The 18,255-nt window shown below is 68.4% G+C and carries 13 protein-coding genes; 11 read left to right on the top strand and 2 right to left on the bottom strand.

The genetic code is table 11. The features are described from left to right. The first annotated feature begins 45 nt into the window (after window positions 1-45). The 8 genes from C470_RS09665 (at window position 46) to C470_RS09630 (ending at window position 10,033) form a co-directional block, all read left to right on the top strand. A complete protein-coding gene (locus C470_RS09665) occupies window positions 46-408 on the top strand; it encodes a TRAM domain-containing protein (protein ID WP_049902427.1) in 363 nt (120 codons plus the stop codon). 92 nt (window positions 409-500) lie between these two features. Then, window positions 501-6,149 (top strand): LAGLIDADG family homing endonuclease, encoded by a 5,649-nt coding sequence (locus C470_RS09660; RefSeq protein ID WP_008366917.1) that lies wholly within the window; start codon window positions 501-503, stop codon window positions 6,147-6,149. Continuing rightward, entirely contained in the window at window positions 6,150-6,449 is a 300-nt protein-coding gene (locus tag C470_RS09655; protein ID WP_007995907.1) for a DUF7854 family protein, read from the top strand. A gap of 152 nt (window positions 6,450-6,601) precedes the next feature. Continuing rightward, the gene (locus C470_RS09650) at window positions 6,602-6,940 is read left to right on the top strand and encodes a DUF7855 family protein (protein ID WP_007345535.1); all 339 of its coding nucleotides are present in this window, start codon (window positions 6,602-6,604) and stop codon (window positions 6,938-6,940) included. Then, complete coding sequence (locus C470_RS09645) at window positions 6,937-7,752, top strand: DUF7856 family protein (protein WP_004597769.1); 816 nt, start codon at window positions 6,937-6,939, stop codon at window positions 7,750-7,752. The genes C470_RS09650 and C470_RS09645 overlap by 4 nt, the downstream gene beginning before the upstream one ends. A 67-nt stretch (window positions 7,753-7,819) precedes the next feature. Then, window positions 7,820-8,605: a DUF7857 domain-containing protein gene (locus tag C470_RS09640; protein WP_008366914.1), complete on the top strand. Its 786-nt coding sequence runs from the start codon at window positions 7,820-7,822 to the stop codon at window positions 8,603-8,605. Further along, window positions 8,602-9,252 carry a nucleotide-binding protein gene (locus C470_RS09635; protein WP_007345538.1) on the top strand — a complete coding sequence of 217 codons (651 nt, stop codon included), beginning with the start codon at window positions 8,602-8,604 and terminating at the stop codon, window positions 9,250-9,252. Before C470_RS09640 ends, C470_RS09635 begins: the two co-directional genes overlap by 4 nt. 94 nt (window positions 9,253-9,346) lie before the next feature. Further along, window positions 9,347-10,033, top strand: a complete 687-nt coding sequence (locus C470_RS09630; protein WP_008366911.1) for a hypothetical protein — start codon at window positions 9,347-9,349, stop codon at window positions 10,031-10,033. A 56-nt stretch (window positions 10,034-10,089) separates the two neighbouring features. On the opposite strand, the gene C470_RS09625 is transcribed toward C470_RS09630, so the two are convergent. Then, entirely contained in the window at window positions 10,090-10,389 is a 300-nt protein-coding gene (locus C470_RS09625) for a HalOD1 output domain-containing protein (RefSeq protein WP_007995895.1), read from the bottom strand. Window positions 10,390-10,511: 122 nt separating this feature from the next. Between C470_RS09625 and pheS the strand changes: the two genes are divergently transcribed. Next, a complete protein-coding gene (pheS, locus tag C470_RS09620) occupies window positions 10,512-12,047 on the top strand; it encodes a phenylalanine--tRNA ligase subunit alpha (protein ID WP_004597780.1) in 1,536 nt (511 codons plus the stop codon). After that, entirely contained in the window at window positions 12,047-13,783 is a 1,737-nt protein-coding gene (gene pheT, locus C470_RS09615; RefSeq protein WP_008366907.1) for a phenylalanine--tRNA ligase subunit beta, read from the top strand. The genes pheS and pheT overlap by 1 nt, the downstream gene beginning before the upstream one ends. A 126-nt stretch (window positions 13,784-13,909) precedes the next feature. On the opposite strand, the gene C470_RS09610 is transcribed toward pheT, so the two are convergent. Further along, window positions 13,910-14,515, bottom strand: a complete 606-nt coding sequence (locus tag C470_RS09610) for a DUF7344 domain-containing protein (protein ID WP_239638581.1) — start codon at window positions 14,513-14,515, stop codon at window positions 13,910-13,912. A gap of 675 nt (window positions 14,516-15,190) precedes the next feature. Here C470_RS09610 and C470_RS09605 point away from each other — a divergent pair. Next, the gene (locus C470_RS09605; RefSeq protein ID WP_239638580.1) at window positions 15,191-18,220 is read left to right on the top strand and encodes a S8 family serine peptidase; all 3,030 of its coding nucleotides are present in this window, start codon (window positions 15,191-15,193) and stop codon (window positions 18,218-18,220) included. The last annotated feature ends 35 nt before the right edge of the window (window positions 18,221-18,255 follow it).

The raw sequence follows: 18,255 nt of genomic DNA, 5'->3' as shown, positions 1-18,255 counted from the left end.
TCGCGGACCCACATCGTTTAGGTGACCGCGGTCGACCGCACGGGTATGATCCCATCGTCGCCGGTCGTCGTCGGCATCGCCGTCGCGGTCGCGCTGCTCGCGCTGTTCGTGCTCGCCCGACGGCTCCGCGGGCCGTCCGCCGACGCGCGCGAGTCGAAGCGCGCCCACGACGCGGCCCAGGAGCGCGACCCGCCGGTCGAGATCGGCGAGACCTACGAGTTCGGCGTCACGGAGCTCACCGACCACCACTCCGGCGAGGAGGTCGCGGTCGGGAAGGTCGAGGGGTTCGTCCTCTTCACCGAGGACATCCCGAGCGGGCTCGAACCGGGCGACGTGATCCGCGCGAAGGTGCTCTCCTTCAACGAGGGGCGCACCTCCGCCGACGCGACGTTCGTCGAACGGGCCTGAGTGCGGCCGGACCGCCGGCGCGAACCGGCGGCCGCGACCACGTCCGCTCCGAACCGGAGGTTCATACGTGATGCCGACGAAGTGGTGTCGCAATGGCTCAGGCCGGCACCCAGGACCTCACGGAGCGGTTCATTCAGTTCTATCGCAACTACTATCGGGAGGAGATCGGGCAGCTCGCGCAGCGGTACCCCAACGAGCAGCGCTCGCTGTACGTCTCCTACGACGACCTCTTTCAGTTCGACCGCGACCTCGCCGAGGACTTCCTGAACAAGCCGGAGCAGATGCGCGAGTACGCCGAGGAGGCGCTGCGGCTCTACGACCTCCCCGCCGACGTCAGCCTCGGCCGCGCGCACGTCCGCATCGAGGACCTCCCCGAGAGCGTCGACATCCGCGGCATCCGCGTCCACGACGACCACATCGGGAAGCTCGTCTCCATTCAGGGGATCGTCCGCAAGGCCACGGACGTCCGCCCCAAGGTCACCGAGGCCGCCTTCGAGTGCCAGCGCTGCGGCACGATGACGTACATTCCCCAGAGCGACGGCGGCTTCCAGGAGCCCCACGAGTGCCAGGGCTGCGAGCGGCAGGGCCCCTTCCGCGTCAACTTCGACCAGTCCGAGTTCGTCGACTCCCAGAAGCTCCGCATCCAGGAGTCCCCTGAGGGACTCCGCGGCGGCGAGACCCCCCAGTCGATCGACGTCGACATCGTCGACGACATCACCGGGAAGGTGAGCCCGGGCGACCACGTCACCTGCGTCGGGGTCCTCCACATCGAGCAGGTCGAGCAGGGCAACGAGAAGTCCGCCATCTTCGATTTGTACATGGACGGCGTCTCCATCGCTATCGAGGACGAGGAGTTCGAGGACATGGACATCACCGAGGCGGACAAACGCGACATCATCGAGCTCTCCGAGCGCGACGACATCTACGAGGCGATGGTCGGCTCCATTGCCCCGGCCATCTACGGCTACGAGGAGGAGAAGCTCGCGATGATCCTCCAGCTGTTCTCCGGCGTCACCAAGCACCTCCCCGACGGGTCGCGGATCCGCGGCGACCTTCACATGCTCCTGATCGGTGACCCCGGAACGGGTAAGTGTCAAAAATATGACACTGAGGTGACACTTGCTGACGGAACGGAACGAGCAATCGGGGATATAGTAGAGTCAAACCTCGAAGACCCGATAGAGGTCGACGACGGGGTATACGAACCGGTAGATATCGGTGTTCAAACAGTAACCGAATCAGGGGCCGTCGAGACTGGGACCGCGACAAAAATCTGGAAACGAGAAGCGCCGGATAGGATGCACAGAATTTCGATGGCATCGGGGCGCGAAGTAGAAGTAACACCGTCGCACCCGTTGTTCAAACAGTTGAACAGAGGATTGTCTCCCCGACGGGCAGATCAATTGGCGGAAGGAGACCTCATTGCGGTCCCCGGAAACATCGACGCGGATTGGGATGATTCGCTTGATGTTTCGTTCCAGCAGGTCGAAGCCTACAACGCGAATTCGTTCACGCCGCCCACCCGAGTCGATCCCACTCTGGCTCGACTCCTCGGTTATATCATCGCAGAGGGCCACACCTATGTCTCGGGATCGAGTGCCGCTACCGAGGTTACGAACGTCGACGAAGAGATACTGACGGACGTGGAGAACTGCTTCCGCGAGTTGGGCGTTCGGTGGTCCCGTCTAGAGAAATGGGATCATGAGACTGCCGAAATCGTCCGCTGTTCCTCGTTGGAGTTCGTCCGGTTCCTCAGAGAACTCGAACCGGCAATTCTCAAAAACTCTGAGAATCAACTCGTCCCCGATTGTCTCAAACGGGCGAGTCCGGAGAACAAGAAGGAATTCCTACAGGCGTACGTTGACAGCGAGGGGACAGTCTCACCCAAAGAACGCGAAATCACGGTTTCCTCGATGAGTAGAGAACTGCTGACCGGAGTACAGACGTTACTCCTCGCGTTCGGGATCCAGAGCCATCTTCGGAAACGACACAACGACAGCCACCGACTGCGCATCAGTGGACGGGATTTCGTCAAATACGTCGACGAAATTGGATTCGTTACCGATCGCAAAGCGACGGCCTCGAAAGCGTTCGACGACGTTCCAGAGAACACAAACACGGATGTGATTCCGGGACTAAGTGACGATCTCCGGCAGATCCGCGAGGCGCTCGCGTTGTCACAGTTCGATATCGGAATGCCGCGTCCGACGTATCAACACTACGAACGCGGCGACAGAAATCCGAGTAGAGCGAGTCTGAGAGCGGTTGTCGACACGTTCGAAACCCGCTTAGACTGGCTTCGGGAGAAGCGCGGAGAGCTGCTGGACGGTGACTGGCAGGCAGTCGAGACGCTACGAGAGGAACTGAACATCTCTCAGAAGGTACTCTCGGAGGGTATGGACGTCTCTCAAACCGCGATCAGCTACTATGAGCGGAACGACGTCGCTCCCGACGGTGGACAGACCGCGGATGCAAAGGACGTGATTTTGGATCGTCTCGACGAGGCATTATCTGTCAGCCAAGACATCTCCGAACTCGATCGTCTGTGTGCGAACGACGTTCACTGGGACCGGATCGAGTCGATCGAATCGGTCGAGCCGGATTACGAGTGGGTCTACGATCTGGAGGTCGCAGACACGCATACGTATCTTGGAAACGGCGTCGTCTCGCACAACTCACAGATGATTTCGTATGTAGAAAACATCGCGCCACGCTCGGTGTACACGTCCGGGAAGGGGTCGTCCGCGGCGGGGCTCACGGCCGCGGCCGTCCGCGACGACTTCGGCGACGGCCAGCAGTGGTCGCTCGAAGCCGGCGCCCTCGTGCTGGCGGACAAGGGGATCGCCGCGGTCGACGAACTCGACAAGATGGACTGCGTAACGGGCGACACGCTGGTCTCACTCGCCGACGGGCGCGTCGAGCGCATCGACGAACTCGCGCGGGACGCCGCCGAGGACGGCGACATTGAACAGCTCTCGAACGGTCGCCGCGTCCGCGACGTCGACCTCGACGTCTGGTCGATGGACGAGGACGGCAGGCTCGTCGAGCGCCCCGTCTCCGCGGTCCACGAGTACGACGCGCCGTCGGAGCTGACCCGGGTGACGATGGAGACCGGCGAGTCGCTGACCGCGACCGCCGACCACCCGTTCTTCGTCCTCGACGACGGCGAGCGCGTCGAGCGCGAAGCGGCCGCGCTCGACGACGGTGACTGGGTGTACGTCCCCCGAGAGATTCCGACGAAGGCGGCGGACGGCGGAACGGTGGCGGCGAGCGGCGGAGAGGGACCGTTAACTGAACCCGTCGACGGCGAGGATATCAACGGCGAGAGCGTCTACGGCGTCGACGCCGCGATGGCGAGCGTCCTCGGATACCTCTCCGGCGACGGGAACGTCTACTACGACCGCGACGAAGGCGTCTACGGCGTCCGGTTCACCAACGCGGACGATGAACTGCTGGACGACTTCGAGCGAGCAGCGCGCGAAGCGTTCGACGCGGAGCCGGTTCGACCGCCGAGCGAGAAGCACGACGACGGCGTCGAGACGGTCCGCGTCACCGGAAAGGAACACGCCGACGCCGTCCTCGACGCGGGAATGAACCTCGGTCGGTACGACGGGAAGTGCTTCCCGACCCCCGTTTCGACCGGAAGCCGCGCGGCGAAGGCCGCGTTCGTCCGCGCGCTCGCTGACAGCGAGGGGCACGTCGACGAGTCGGCCGGAAACGTTCGGATAGCGTCCGCGAGCCGGGATCTGCTGGAAGGTGCCCGAAACCTGCTCTTACAGTTCGGCGTGTCGAGCCAGCTCCAGCACCGCGAGCGGAATGGGGGCCGCGACGTGTACTACCTCACGGTGACCGACGCGGACTCGCTCGCGGCGTTCCGGCGGTACGTCGGGTTCACGGCCACGAAGAAGGCCGAAGCGCTCGACCGCGTCGTCGATTCGGCCGGCGGCGGTCGCACGATCCTCGACGTGGTCCCGGAGGTCGGCGACGTGCTCGCGCGGTGTCGCGACTCCCTCCGGCTCCACCAGCGAGAGTGCGGCCTCGACGCGGGCACGTATCACGGCTTCGAGAGCGGGGCCGCGAACGTCTCGCTTCACCGGGCGCGGCGGATCCTCGCCGCGTTCGAGGAACGGCGAGAGGCGGTCGACGACGACCTGTCGGTCCTCGACGCGACGCCGACGTGGGAGACGCTCTCGGAGCTGCGGGAGCGGTACCACGTCTCGCAGTCCGAACTCGCGGACGGGACGGCGCTGTCCCAACAGCAGATCTCCCGCGAGTGGGGCGAGAGCGAGGCGGTTCGTCGGACGGTGACCGAGCGGCTCCGAGAGATCCTCACCGAAGTCGCGGAAACCGACCTCGACGACCTTCGCGAGTTCGTCCGAGGCGACGTGAAGTGGCGTCGGGTCGAGTCGGTCGACACCGTTCCGCCGGAGTCGACCGAACACCGCGGCGAGGTGCTCCGACAGCGGCTCGCAGACGTCATCGGCGGGCCGGTCGAGACGGCGAAAGAGCGCGCTCGCGACCTGCTCGACCGCGGTCCGGTCGGCGAAACGCGAGCGGAGCTGTCGGCGGCGCTCGACGCGTACGGGATCAGTCAGGCGGACGTGGCGGCGGGGCTCGACGTGAGTCAGGCGACCGTGTCACGCTGGCTGTCCGGCGCCGTCGAGATGGACCGGCTCGACGACCTACGCGAGGTCGTCACAGAAGAGGTCGACGCCGTCAAGGCGGAACTGCGAACGATACTGGCGCGCATCGAGGACGGAGAGCGACCGCGAGTGTACGACCTGACCGTCGAGGGGACCCACAACTTCGTCGCGAACGGGCTCGTCGTCCACAACTCCTCTGACCGCTCCGCGATGCACGAGGGCTTGGAACAGCAGAAGATCTCGGTGTCGAAGGCCGGGATCAACGCCACCCTCAAAGCGCGGTGCTCGCTGCTCGGTGCGGCGAACCCCAAGTACGGCCGGTTCGACCAGTACGAGCCGATCGGCGAGCAGATCGACTTAGAGCCCGCGCTCATCTCGCGGTTCGACCTGATCTTCACGGTGACGGACAGCCCGGACCCGGAACACGACTCCCGCCTGGCGAAACACATCATCAAGACGAACTACGCCGGCGAGCTCAACACCCAGCGCGAGGAGCTGGCGAGCTCGGAGTTCACCTCGGAGCAGGTCGCGGCGGTGACCGAGGAGGTCGCGCCGGAGATCGACTCGGAGCTGCTGCGGAAGTACATCGCCCACGCGAAGCGGTCCTGCTTCCCCACGATGACCGACGAGGCGAAGGATCTCATCGAGGAGTTCTACGTCGACCTCCGTTCGAAGGGCGCGGACGAGGACGCGCCGGTGCCGGTCACCGCCCGGAAGCTGGAGGCGATGGTGCGGCTCTCGGAGGCGAGCGCGCGGGTCCGCCTCTCGGACACCGTCGAGCGCGAGGACGCCGACCGCGCGACCGACATCATCGAGTCGTGTCTCAAAGACATCGGCGTCGACCCGGAGACGGGACAGTTCGACGCCGACGTGGTCGAGACGGGCACCTCGAAGAGCCAGCGCGACCGCATCAAGAACATCAAGGGACTCATCGCCGACATCGAGGAGGAGTACGAGGAGGGCGCGCCGGTCGACGAGGTGCTCGACCGCGCGGGCGAGATCGGGATGGACCGCGGGAAGGCCGAAGGCGAGATCGAGAAGCTCCGGACGAAAGGCGAGGTGTACGAGCCCAAGCAGGGCCACCTCCGGACGACGTAGATGGACCGCATCTCCGCGATACGAAACGTCGAGGACGCGCTCCGCGAGTTCGAGGACGGCGACGCCGACCTCGCGGCCACGGAGCGGCGCGTCGCGGCCGTGCTCCGGACGTACGCCACCGAGTTCGACGGCGACGGCGACGTGTTCCGCGCCGTCGGCGACGACCCAGTCGACGGCACGGTCGTCGTCGCGCCCTCGGAACCGGCCGCGCGCGAGCGCGTCCTCTCGGCGAGCGGCGTCGACGGCGAGGGCGATCCGGACGGTGCCGCCGGTCCCGAATTCGAAGTGGAGCGGTTCTAACGGTCGACCTCGGTCGCTTCCAGCGTCCGGGGTCGAGCGGTTCCGATCGCCGACCGCTGGCTCGCGAGAGGCGATTCGGTCCGCCGTCGCTGAATGCGGCTGAAACGTTCCGGTCCGGAACGGATAAATTGGAAAACCGACCACCGGCGGGCGTGCTGCTGGTCGTGACGTATTCGGCGGCCGCGCGAACCGGCCTCCGAAACCTGTGTCGTCGCCACGAGTCGGTCGTCGCCCGGCGGTTCGGCCGCGCCGCGCTGTTCGACGAGACCGTGTACGCCGCCTTCCTCGCGCTCCGGCTGCGGGAGTCGCACGGCGGGGACGTCCAGATAGAGCGCACCGAGCCGTTCAACGAGTTCGTCGCCGTCGACGATCCGGTGCGGGAGGCCGCCGCGGCGTACGCGGACCGGTCCGCGGAGTCGACGCCGTACGCCGCCTTTGCGGCGGGAACGGAACACCCGGACCCCGACGCCATGCGCGACCGAGAGCTGTGACCGGGGCGGAGTCGAAGCCGTCGGGATCGGACCGCGAGGAACACGAGGACGAGCGGGAAGACGGGACCGTCGCTGTCGAGGAGCGTCCGGAGCCGAGCGCGGTGCTCGGACGCCTTCCCACCGACGCGGGACTCCGACGGCAGCTCGCGGCGGCCGCGCGCTCCCGGGGACGGACCGCGTCGGTCGCGGCGGAGATCGCCGAGATCGAGGCGGAGCTCGCGGCGATCGAGATCGAGCCGGTCGACCTGACGGCGGCGCGGCGGCGGGTCGCCGAGACGACCGGAGAAACCGAGCGACTGAAAGAGCGGGTCGCGGCGCTGCGCGGGGACGCCCGGGCGCGCCGCGCGGTCGACGCCGAGGCTGACGAGACGCTCGGCGACCTGGAGGAAGCGGCCGCGGAGCTGTCGGCCGCGCAGACGGAGGCGATCGCCGCCGAGCAAGCGCTCGAACGCGCGCGAGCCGAGGCGGCTCGGAACCGCGACGAGCGGCGGCGACGGCTCCGGCTCCGCGACCGGCTCCGAAATCGTCGGCGGACCGCCCGCCGCGAGCTCGCCGAGGCGATATATCCGGCGTTCCGGCGCGCGCTGGCGGTCGTCCCAGGCGGCGACCCGAGCGCGGCCGGCGCGGAGCCGAGCGGGTACGACGGGGACCCGATCGCGGCGTCGCTCGCGGCGGTCAGGCTCGCGGCGCTCGACGGCGTCGTCGAACTGCGCGGCGACGCGGCCCGAGCGGTCGCCGCGTCCGAGCGGAGCGCGCGGTCGCTGCTCCGCGCGAGAGACGTTCGCCTCCGAGGCGCGTCCGGCGGGCGCTGAGTCCGACGGTACGGGCGCGCGCCGGGCCCGTCCCGAGCCTTAAATACGATTCCGCGGCACCCGGCGCATGGAACTCGACTGGTCCGTCGACCGCGAGGGTGACGCGTCGCTCGTCGGCGTTCGGGTGCGAAACGACGGAGCGGTCCCGCGGCGCGTCCGGATCGAGAGCCGGCTGGACGGCCCCGTCCTCCCGCCGCGGCGCGGCGGCGTCCCCGAATCCGGCTGGGACGCCGAGGGCGTGACCAGGGTGATCGACCCGGGCGACCGGGCGGCGTTCGGGTTCGCGGCGCTCGCCGACCCAGTCGAGCCGCCGGTCGAAATCGCGAGCGTCGAGCCCCTGAGAGGGAACGCGGACGACGGTCGCGGATCGGCCGAGGACGGCTCCGACCTCGCGCGGGCGGCGGTTCGCGACCTCGAATCGCATCGCCCCCCGCGGCGCGCGGTCGCCGGAGCGGAGCCGGGTAACGACGAGGCGGAGAGCGACGGCGAAGCGGCTGACTGGGACGGCGAAGAGCGCCCAGGAAACGAGGAATCGACCGGTTCTGACGGGGGCGCGACTCGGTCAGCGGCTCCCCATGCGTCGCCGAGCGCGGCGGGGCCCGACGAGATCGACGCGTGGTTCGCGGCCGTCGAGGCGCGGATCGAGCGGGCGGAGCGGCTGGCCGACGCCGACCTCGCGACGGCGACGGCGGTCGTCGAGGAGGCCGGCGGCCTCGACGCGGTCGGGGGACTCGACGAGCGCGTCGCGGCCGACGCCGAGCGTCTGAAGGCGGTCCGCGACCGCGCCGCGGCGCTGGCCGAGCGCGCCGAGGAGAGCGAGGTCCCGACCGAGGCGCTGGAGGCGCTGGCGTGATCCTCGCGGTGGCGGGCGGGAAGGGCGGCGTCGGGAAGACGACGCTCGCGTACAACGTCGCCGCCGAGCTCGACGGCGTCGTCGTCGACGCCGACCTCGGGATGGCGGACCTGCCGGACGGCCGCGGCCCCGACCTCCACGACGTGCTCGCCGGCGCGGCGGACCCGAGAGAGACGGTTCGGTCGGGGCCGGTCGACATCGTCCCGTGCGGCCGGACGCTGGCCGGCGCGCGGGCGGCCGACCTGACGCGGTTGGCCGAGGCGGTCGCCGCGGTCGAGCGCGAGTTCGGGACCGTCGTCCTCGACTGTCCGGCGGGGCGCCGCGCCGACGCCGGCGTGCCGCTGGCGGTCGCGGACGCCTGCCTTCTCGTCGTCTCGCCGCGGGCGTTCGCGCTGGCCGACGCGATCCGCACCCGGGAGCTCGCCCGCGAACTCGACGCCGGGCTGGTCGGCTGCGCGGTCAACCGCGTGACCGAGCCGCCGCCGGTCGAGGCGATCGGCGACGCCCTCGGCGCGCCGGTCGAGGTCGTTCCGGCCGACCCGCGCGTCGGCCGCTCCGTCGCGGCGGAGCGGCCGGTCGTCGACGCCGCGCCCGACAGCGATGCCGCGGCGGCGGTCAGGGCGCTCGCGCGGCGGGTTCCGGAGTGAGGAGCGAGACGAGTGAGATGCGCGAGATCGAGGAACCGGGAACGCCGTCGCGACACCGCGCCTTTTTACTCCGGTCGTCCCTTCGGCGAGAGCGATGATCGGAGTCGCGTTCGTCGTCGGCGTCGGCGTCATCTCCGCGCTCGCGGTCTCGGTGGGACCGCTGTACGCGGCCGACCGCTTCCGGGAGTTACGGGAGCCGACGGACGCGGAGCGCGCGCAGATCGCTGCGCTGGCGGACCCCGGCGGACTCGACCTCGACCGGATCGCGATCGAGTCCGTCGTCAGCGATGACGGCGGCGGGGGATCCGCGGCCGACGGTCCCGCCGAGGTCGCCGTCCGGGGGCCGCCCGGCCGACGGGTGCTGTTCCTCACGGCGGACGTGTTGACCGACCTCGACGAGGACGTCGCGATCGGACTGCTCGCGGCGGAGGCCGGGCGAGTCGCGACGTACTACGCGGAGTTCCGCGCCGTCGCGGTCGGCGCCGTGCTGGCGACGCTGGCGGCGGTCGTCACGACGCTCGTCCCGTTCGAGTCCGGCTTCGCCGCTGTCATCGCCGTGGGGGTCGCCGCCTTCTGGGCCGGCCGTCGGGTCCAGTACGCGGCGGACGCCCGCGCGGCGGACGCCGTCGGCGCCGACCGCGTCGCGGACGCGTTCGAGCGCGTCGCGGAGCGCCGCGGGGTCGAACCGGAAACGGGGGACTGGTCGACGTGGTTCGAGGTCCAGCCGCCGCTCAGCGATCGGATCGCGCGGCTCCGCGAACGGGCGGCAGACGAAGGGTAGCGAAGCGGGTAGACGAGGCGTAGCGGGCAGAAGGAGGGATTCGAGCCGGCGGGGGCTCAGTCCCGCGAGCGCCGAGCGACGGCGGACTCCGGACCGACGCGGACGTCGTAGCCCGCGACGGTGAGGGAGACGTCGACGTCGGACCGGTCGGCGACGAGCGCGTTCAGCGCGTCGGGGTCGACGTGTTCGTACAGCACCACGCCCGCCTCGTGGAGCTCGGTGGCCTCGACGCCGGCGAGGTCGGCGATCGCCTCGACGACGGCGAGGCTGGGACTGGGACCGCCGCCGCCGTGACGGACGCGGGCCGTCTCGGCCGTCGAGCGGGAGCCGGTCGCTTCGGTCGGGACGCTGCTCATACTGGATCTCTCGTCGAAACCACGTATAAATGAGTCGTTCAATTTATCAGAAGTGATTAGATCGGGGCGTCCCGGTCCCGGAACCGTTACCAACCAGCCGCACGCGTGTAGAGACAACTCGAATGCGACTCCCGGAACGACAGCTCGCGGTCCTCGAGGCCGCGAGCGCGACGGACGAACGAACGGTGGCGGAGATAGCCGCGGAGACCGACCTGAAGCCGGAGACGGTCGCCGGCGCGGCGTTCGACCTGGCCGACGAGGGCCTCGTCGAGGTCGGGTCGGCGACCGACGAGACGCTCGAACTCACCGACGAGGGGCGGACCTACGTCGACGACGGGCTCCCCGAGACGCGGCTCTACCGAGCCGGACTCGACGCGGGCGCCGACGCCGAGCCGGCCTCGATGGGCGAGGTCATCGGCGGGGCCGATCTCGACGGCCCCGAGGTCGACATCGCCTTGGCGAACTTCGCGCGGAAGGGGTTCGGGAGCGTCGACGGCGGCGAACTCTCGGTCGACCCCGACGCCGACCCGGACGCCGACCACGAGGCGACGGCGCTCGCGGCGCTCGCTGACGCCGGCGGTGAGGGCGAGGGCCTCGACGCGGAGGCCCTCGGCGTCGACGAGGCGGCGATCGACCAGCTGGACTCGCGCGGGCTGGTGGCGGTCGGCGAGTCGGTCACGCGGACGGTCCGGCTCACCGACGACGGCGTCGACGCGCTGATGACCGGCGTGGAGGCGACCGAGACGGTCGGGGCGCTCACGCCTGAACTCCTCGCCAGCGGCGAGTGGCGCGACGCGGAGTTCGCCGAGTACAACGTCGAGGCCGACGCGGAGACGGCCCGCGGCGGCCGGAAGCACGTCCTCCGTCGGACCGCCGACCGCGTGAAGGACGTGCTGGTCGGCATGGGGTTCCAAGAGATGGAGGGCCCGCACGCCGACGCCGACTTCTGGATCAACGACTGCCTGTTCATGCCGCAGGACCACCCGGCGCGGACCCACTGGGACCGGTTCGCGCTCGACGTGGACCGGATGGACGGGATCCCGGACGAGCTGATGGCCCGCGTCGAGGCCGCCCACCGCGACGGGTGGGGGATCGACGGCGACGGCTACCACTCGCCGTGGTCGGCCGACTTCGCCCGCGAGGTCGCCTTACGCGGGCACACCACCTCGCTGTCGATGCGCTACCTCTCCGGGATCGCGGGCGCCGAGCTGGAGCCGCCCCAGCGTTACTTCTCCGTCGAGAAGGTGTACCGAAACGACACGCTGGACCCGACGCACCTGCTGGAGTTCTTCCAGATCGAGGGGTGGGTGATGGCCGAGGACCTCTCGGTGCGCGACCTGATGGGCACCTTCGAGGAGTTCTACCGCCAGTTCGGGATCACGGACATCCGATTTAAGCCGCACTACAACCCGTACACGGAGCCCTCCTTCGAGCTGTTCGGCGAGCACCCGGAGACGGGCGAGGAGATCGAGATCGGCAACTCCGGCGTCTTCCGCGAGGAGGTCACCGGCCCGCTCGGCGTCGACTGCGACGTGATGGCGTGGGGGCTCGCCCTCGAGCGACTGGCGATGCTCACGACCGGCGCGGAGGACATCCGCGACCTCCACGGGACCCTGGCCGACATCGACTTCCTGCGGAACGCGGAGGTGAGCTACTGATGCCCGTCGTCGACGTCGACCCCGACGAGCTGCGCGAGCTCACCGGCCACGAGGAGAAGGACGACGCGGAGCTGAAAGAGGACCTGTTCGGGCTCGGCCTGGAGTTCGAGGGCGAGACCGACGACGGCATGTTCCAGTTCGAGTTCGCGCCCGACCGGCTCGACCGCCTCTCCGTCGAGGGGGTCGCGCGCTCGCTGCGCTACCACTACGGCGACGCTCGCGGTGTCTACGTGCCGAACACGAACGACCCCGAGTGGAGCATCGAGGTCGACGAGTCGGTGCCCGACGAGCGCCCGTACGTCACGGGCGCCGTGGTCCGCGGCGTCGACCTCGACGAGGCGGCCCTGGAGTCGCTGATCCAGCTGCAAGAGAAGCTCCACGCGACGATGGGCCGCGGCCGCGCGAAGGGCGCGATCGGGATCCACGACCTCGCGATGGTGAAGGGCGCGCCGCTCCAGGAGGGCGCGGAGCCGTCGATCACCTACCGCGGCGTCGACCCCGACGGCGACACGTTCGTCCCGCTCGACGCGAACGACGAGCTGACCCCGAACGAGGTCCTCGACGAGCACGACACGGGGACGACCTACGCCGACCTCGTCGAGGGGCTCGACCGCTATCCGGCGATCTACGACGATCTGGGCCTCTTCTCGTTCCCGCCGGTGATCAACGGGAAGCGCACCGAGGTGACGACCGGCTCCCGCGAGCTGTTCGTCGAGCTCACCGGCACCGACCAGTGGACGATCGACCGGATGTGCAACATCATCTGTTACGCGCTGTCGGCCCGCGGGGCGACGATCGAGGCGGTCGAGGTGAACTACGCCGACGGCGCGACGCACCCGAGCGAGTACGGGGCCGAACTCGTCCGTCCCAACCTCGACGTCGACGAGAAGGCCGTCTCGCACGACCGGATCGAGACGCTGCTCGGCGTCGACTTCGAGCCCGAGGAGGTCGTCGACTGCTTCGAGCGCGCCGGGCTCGACGCCTCCTACACCCTCGACGAGGACGTGACCTACGAGGTGTCGATTCCGCCGTACCGCGTCGACGTGCTCCACCCGCTCGACCTCGTCGACGACGTGGGGCGCGCGTACGGCTTCGACAACTTGGAGCCGCGCTACCCCGACGTGGGCACCGTCGGCGGCCGCCACGAGCGCTCGCGGCTGGAGGACGCGGTCCGGACGAGCCTCGTCGGCCTCGGCTTCGAGGACCTGCTGAACTTCCACATGACGAGCGGAACGGAGAACTACGACCGGATGAACGTCGAGGCGGGAAGCGACGCCTTCGGCGGCGGCGACCCCGTCGAGATCACGGAGCCGTACAGCGAGGAGTACACCCAGCTCCGCACCTGGGCGCTCCCGTCGCTCGTCATGCTGTTGGAGCGGAACACCCACAACGCCTACCCGCAGGACGTCGCCGAGGTCGGCTTCGTCGCCGAGCGCGACGGCGCCGAGGACGCGAACGTCGCCGAGTCCCGCCACGTCGCCGGCGCGGTCGCCCGTCGCGACGCCTCCTACGAGGCCGCGAAGGGCCGCCTCCAGGCGCTCTGTGACGACTTCGGCGCCGAGCTGGCAACCCCGCGGACCGAACACCCGTCGTTCATCGAGGGGCGCGCCGCCGACGTCGAGATCGACGGCGAGCGCGTCGGCGTGATCGGCGAACTCCACCCCGCGGTGCTCGTCGAACACGACCTGGAGGTGCCGGTGGCCGCCTTCGAGTTCGATCTCGACGCGCTGCGGTGAACGGCGAGCGTCGGGCGGGACGCAGTGACAGAGTCGTCCGGGTCGCCCGCGTTCTATCGCGACTACCGCCGAGGCTTTAGCAGCGGCTCGCCGTCGACGGTCGGATCGGGTCGACCGAGACGACGACTACCGGTTGCTACGATTCCAAGTGATTACTCCGGTCACGATGGAGGTTGCGAGGACCACGAACGCGGTCGGGGAACCGGCGACAGTCGCCGTCGCGGCGACGCTGACGGCCACCGCTAGGGCACCGGTGACGGCGGCCGTGTCTGAAGACACCCACTTCCTGTCGTCACCCGCCGAGCCGTCGACGTCAGCGTCGTCTCCGCCGAGTCCGAGACGGGCCGCGCGGTCGGTGAGTTCCAGGCGGCTGGTCCGCTTGTCGAACTCGACGAGACCGGCGTCGGCCATCTTGGGTGCGTGGTGCTGATAGATAGTCGACTGTACCGACTTTCGTTCGTCGTAGCTGACTGCGTCGGGGTCGTCGACGTCTATCTCCCACGCGGCGATGGTGGATGCGAGATCGGGTATCGTCGCCGAGTTGTCGGATTCGGCTCCGAGGAGCTGAAGCATCTGCCGTCGACGGTAGTTGCTGAGGACGTCGTAGATGAGATTGAGGTCGTCCGGGTTTCTCGTGCCCTCATCGAGCCGTTCGCAGAGTACGGTCACACCGCCGCGGGGCGTGGTCGTCTCTTCGTCGCCATCGTCCGTTCGTACTTGTGTAGTGTTCACACCGCTCCCTCCGTATCTCCAAACATATGTATAACAACTAAAACTTTTCAATTGACAGTTTCTATATATTTCTACTATGTATCGACTCATTCTCCATTCCTATAAGTTGAAAATAACAGTCATGGATGACTTCGTACACTGATGTACGCATTCTTTCACTTGCGCGGTCTGCGGCGGTTGACTACGACCTCTTGACGAGAAAATTTACACCAAGCGCTCGGAACGAAGTGAGCTGCGACGCGTTCCATAGGCATCCCTTGTGGTATCTTTTCACCGCCATATCCCACAGATTATGGGGCCTCACAGGAACGAAATCCCCAAATACGGTCATTAAGGTAACCATATTCTGTCTACTAACTATGCCCGGATAGGCCGTGGCCCCGAGGTGCGTGGTACCGCCGCGCGCACCGAATGTCACGTAACGTAATATTCGCCACGGTATTCGCGGTGATACTCCTGCTCGCGCCTGTCGGAGGCGCGGTCGGAGTAGCACCGGGGAGCGGGGGAACAGACGCGGCAACTGATACGGCATCGTTCGGTGACGGCATCCAGAACCCCGGAGCTCCAGTAGAGTTCGGGACACAGGGTGACGTCGACCCGGCCCTCCAGGAGGCCGACGGGACCGTCGAAGTGATTTTCCGCTTCGACGAAATCGACCGCGCGTCCCTCCAGGGCGTGACGGGACAAGCGGCCATCCGGTCGATGAAACAGCACTCGGCGGCCACCCAGCAGAACTTCCTCCGGTACGCGGGTAGTACGGAGGGGATCGAGACCGTCGAGCAGTTCTGGATCGCGAACGCGGTGCTCGCCGAGGTCGACACGGACGAGGTGAACATCGAGCGCGTCACCGAGATCAAAGGCGTCGACCGCGCACACGCGAACTTCGAGCTGTCGGTTCCGGAGAACCTCCAGCAGGAGCGCGCGAGCGCCGACGACGTCCGGTCCGCGAGCTACAACACCACCTACGGCCTCGATCAGATCAACGCGACCGAGGTCTGGGACGAGTACAACACGATGGGTGAAGGCGTCGGTGTCGCCGTGCTCGACACGGGCGTCGACCCCGACCATCCCGATATCGACATCGATCCCGACAACTTCGTCGAAGCGACCGAGGACGGCGTCGAGAACGTCGACCCGTACGACAGCAGCGACCACGGGACCCACGTCTCCGGCACCGTCGTCGGCGGCAACGCCAGCGGCGAGTACATCGGCGTCGCGCCCGAGGCGACGCTCTACCACGGCCTCGTCATCCCCGGCGGCGGCGGCAGCTTCGCGCAGGTCGCCAACGGGATGGAGTGGGCCGCCAACGAGTCCGGCGTCGACGTCGTCTCGATGAGCCTCGGTGCGACGGGCTACTACACCGAGATGATCGAGCCGACCCAGAACATCGAAGCGGCCGGCAAGGTCCTGGTTTCGTCCGCCGGCAACAGCGGTGCCGGCAGCTCCGGTAGCCCCGGGAACGTGTACGAGACGATCGCCGCGGGCGCCAGCAACGAGGACGGCGGCATCGCCTCGTTCTCCAGCGGCGAGGAAGTCGACACCGAGGCTGACTGGGGCGACGCCGCCCCGAGCGACTGGCCGGACACCTACGTCGTGCCCGACTACGCCGCACCCGGCGTCGCGGTGAACAGCGCCCAGCCCGGCGGCGGCTACCAGGAACTCTCCGGCACGTCGATGGCCGCTCCGCACATCAGCGGCGCGTACGCACTGATGCTCTCCGCGGCCGGCGACATCGACAAGTCCACCGCTACGGAGGCGCTCACGGAGACGGCCTGGGCGCCGGCGGAGGACCCCGACCCGACCCGGTACGGTGACGGGATCATCGACATCAAGGCGGCGACCGACATGGTCGCACTCGAGCAGGAGGTCACGGGCACCGTCACCAACGCCGACGGCGCGGCCATCGAGGGCGCGACGGTCTCCAGTGACCAGGGCTTCCAGACCACGACGAACGCGGACGGCGAGTACACGCTGCTCGCCGAGACCGGCAACGTCACCGTGACGGCCGACGCGTTCGGGGCGGAGAGTTCGAGCCAGACGGTCGAGGTCGGTGACAACGAGACCGTCACCGCGGACTTCAGCCTCGATCCGGCCCTTGACGTCGCGCTCGAATCCGGGCAGGCGAGCGCCATCGAGGGCGGTGACAACGTCAGCGCGACCGTCAACGTCGCAAACCTCGAAACGTACACCGCGGAACTCGGCGACGGTTACAGTGCTGAGAACGCCACGCTGTACGTCGCCGGCGGCGAATATGAGTTCGGCGAGCCCGTCGACCTCGGCGGCTACAGCGGCACCGCGACCGTGACCGTCGAGACGACGGCCGACACCAGCGGCGACCTCTCTATCGACCACACCTTCGAGGGGCTCGGCGACTCCGTCGAGGTGACCACCGGTCCGACCGAGGTCTTCGAAGAGTTCACGCAGGTCGGCGTCGTCGACGATAACAGCGAGTGGGGCGAGGACGTCGCCGCCATCGTCGACGAGGAGACGCCCGACAGCTACTCGGTGGACGTCATCGACTCCGACACCGCCATCGAGTCCACGGACACGTACGACGCGTACGTCGTCCAGTACCTCGACGAGGACAGCGCCGAGGCGTTCGCCGACGCCACGGCGAGCTACGACGTCGGGACCGTCTACCTCGACCAGTGGGGGAGCGACTCCAACGGCATCGAGGCCCGCTCGGACGCGCTCGGCGACCCCGCCGAGACCGACGACGGGTTCAGCGGCGAGAACCCGACGTTCGTGAACGTCGCCGACCACCCGATCTTCGAGGGCGTCGGTGACGAGCCGATCTCGCTCCACGAGGCCACGTTCGCCGACAAGTCGTGGTTCTCGGACACCAACGCGCAGGTCCTGGCCGACGTTTCCAACGGCGAGGTTCAGGGCAGCGGCGTCGCGGTCAGCGAGGCCCGCTGGGACATCTTGGCGGCCTCCATGGGATACAGCACCTTCACCGAAGGCGAGTACACCGAGGACGCGCACACCATCCTCGGGAACATGGTCGGCGTCGCGGCCAACCCGCCCGAGCCCGCCGGCACGGTCGAAGTGACCGAGACGACGGTCTCGCCCGGCAGCAACGCCGAGGTCACGCTCCAGACGGACGTCAGCAACGTCACCGGCTACGAGGCGACGATCGAGTTCGACCCGGAGAAGCTCCAGGTCGAGGACGTCTCCGGCGAGGACATGGCTGACCCCGTGGTGGAGATTGACAACGAGAACGGCGTGCTGTTCCTCACGCAGGCGCAGGCGCAGGGCGCCGACGCGCCCGAGATGGCCTCCATCGAGTTCGAGGTCGTCGATATGGATACCGGCGAAGAGGCAGACGTCTCGCTGATCGGCGAGGAGTCCGCCGTCTACGATCCCACTGGTAGCGCCTACCTCACCAACTGGGACAACGGCCACGTCACGGTCCTCGACGGCCAGCTCGGCGACGTGAACGCCGACGGCGAGATCACCGCCGGTGACGCGGTCATCGTCCAGCGCCACATCGCCGGCCTGCCGACCGAGGTTCCGGACGACCAGATCGAGATGCTCGGTGACGTCAACCAGGACGGCCAGATCACGTCCGCCGACGTGACCTACATCCTGCAGATCGTCGCCGGCATCGAGGAACCGCCGGAGATGAACGCCGCGGACGCCCAGTCCTCGGTCACCGCTCCGAGCGTCGAGTCGACCGCCACGCCGAGCGCACCCGCGCTCTGACCGGCCGAACCACCCGTCAACCACCCAGCCGCCAC

Source organism: Halorubrum distributum JCM 13561, from assembly GCF_000337395.1.
GTDB lineage: Archaea > Halobacteriota > Halobacteria > Halobacteriales > Haloferacaceae > Halorubrum > Halorubrum distributum.
This window is presented reverse-complemented; position numbering and strand designations above follow the sequence as displayed.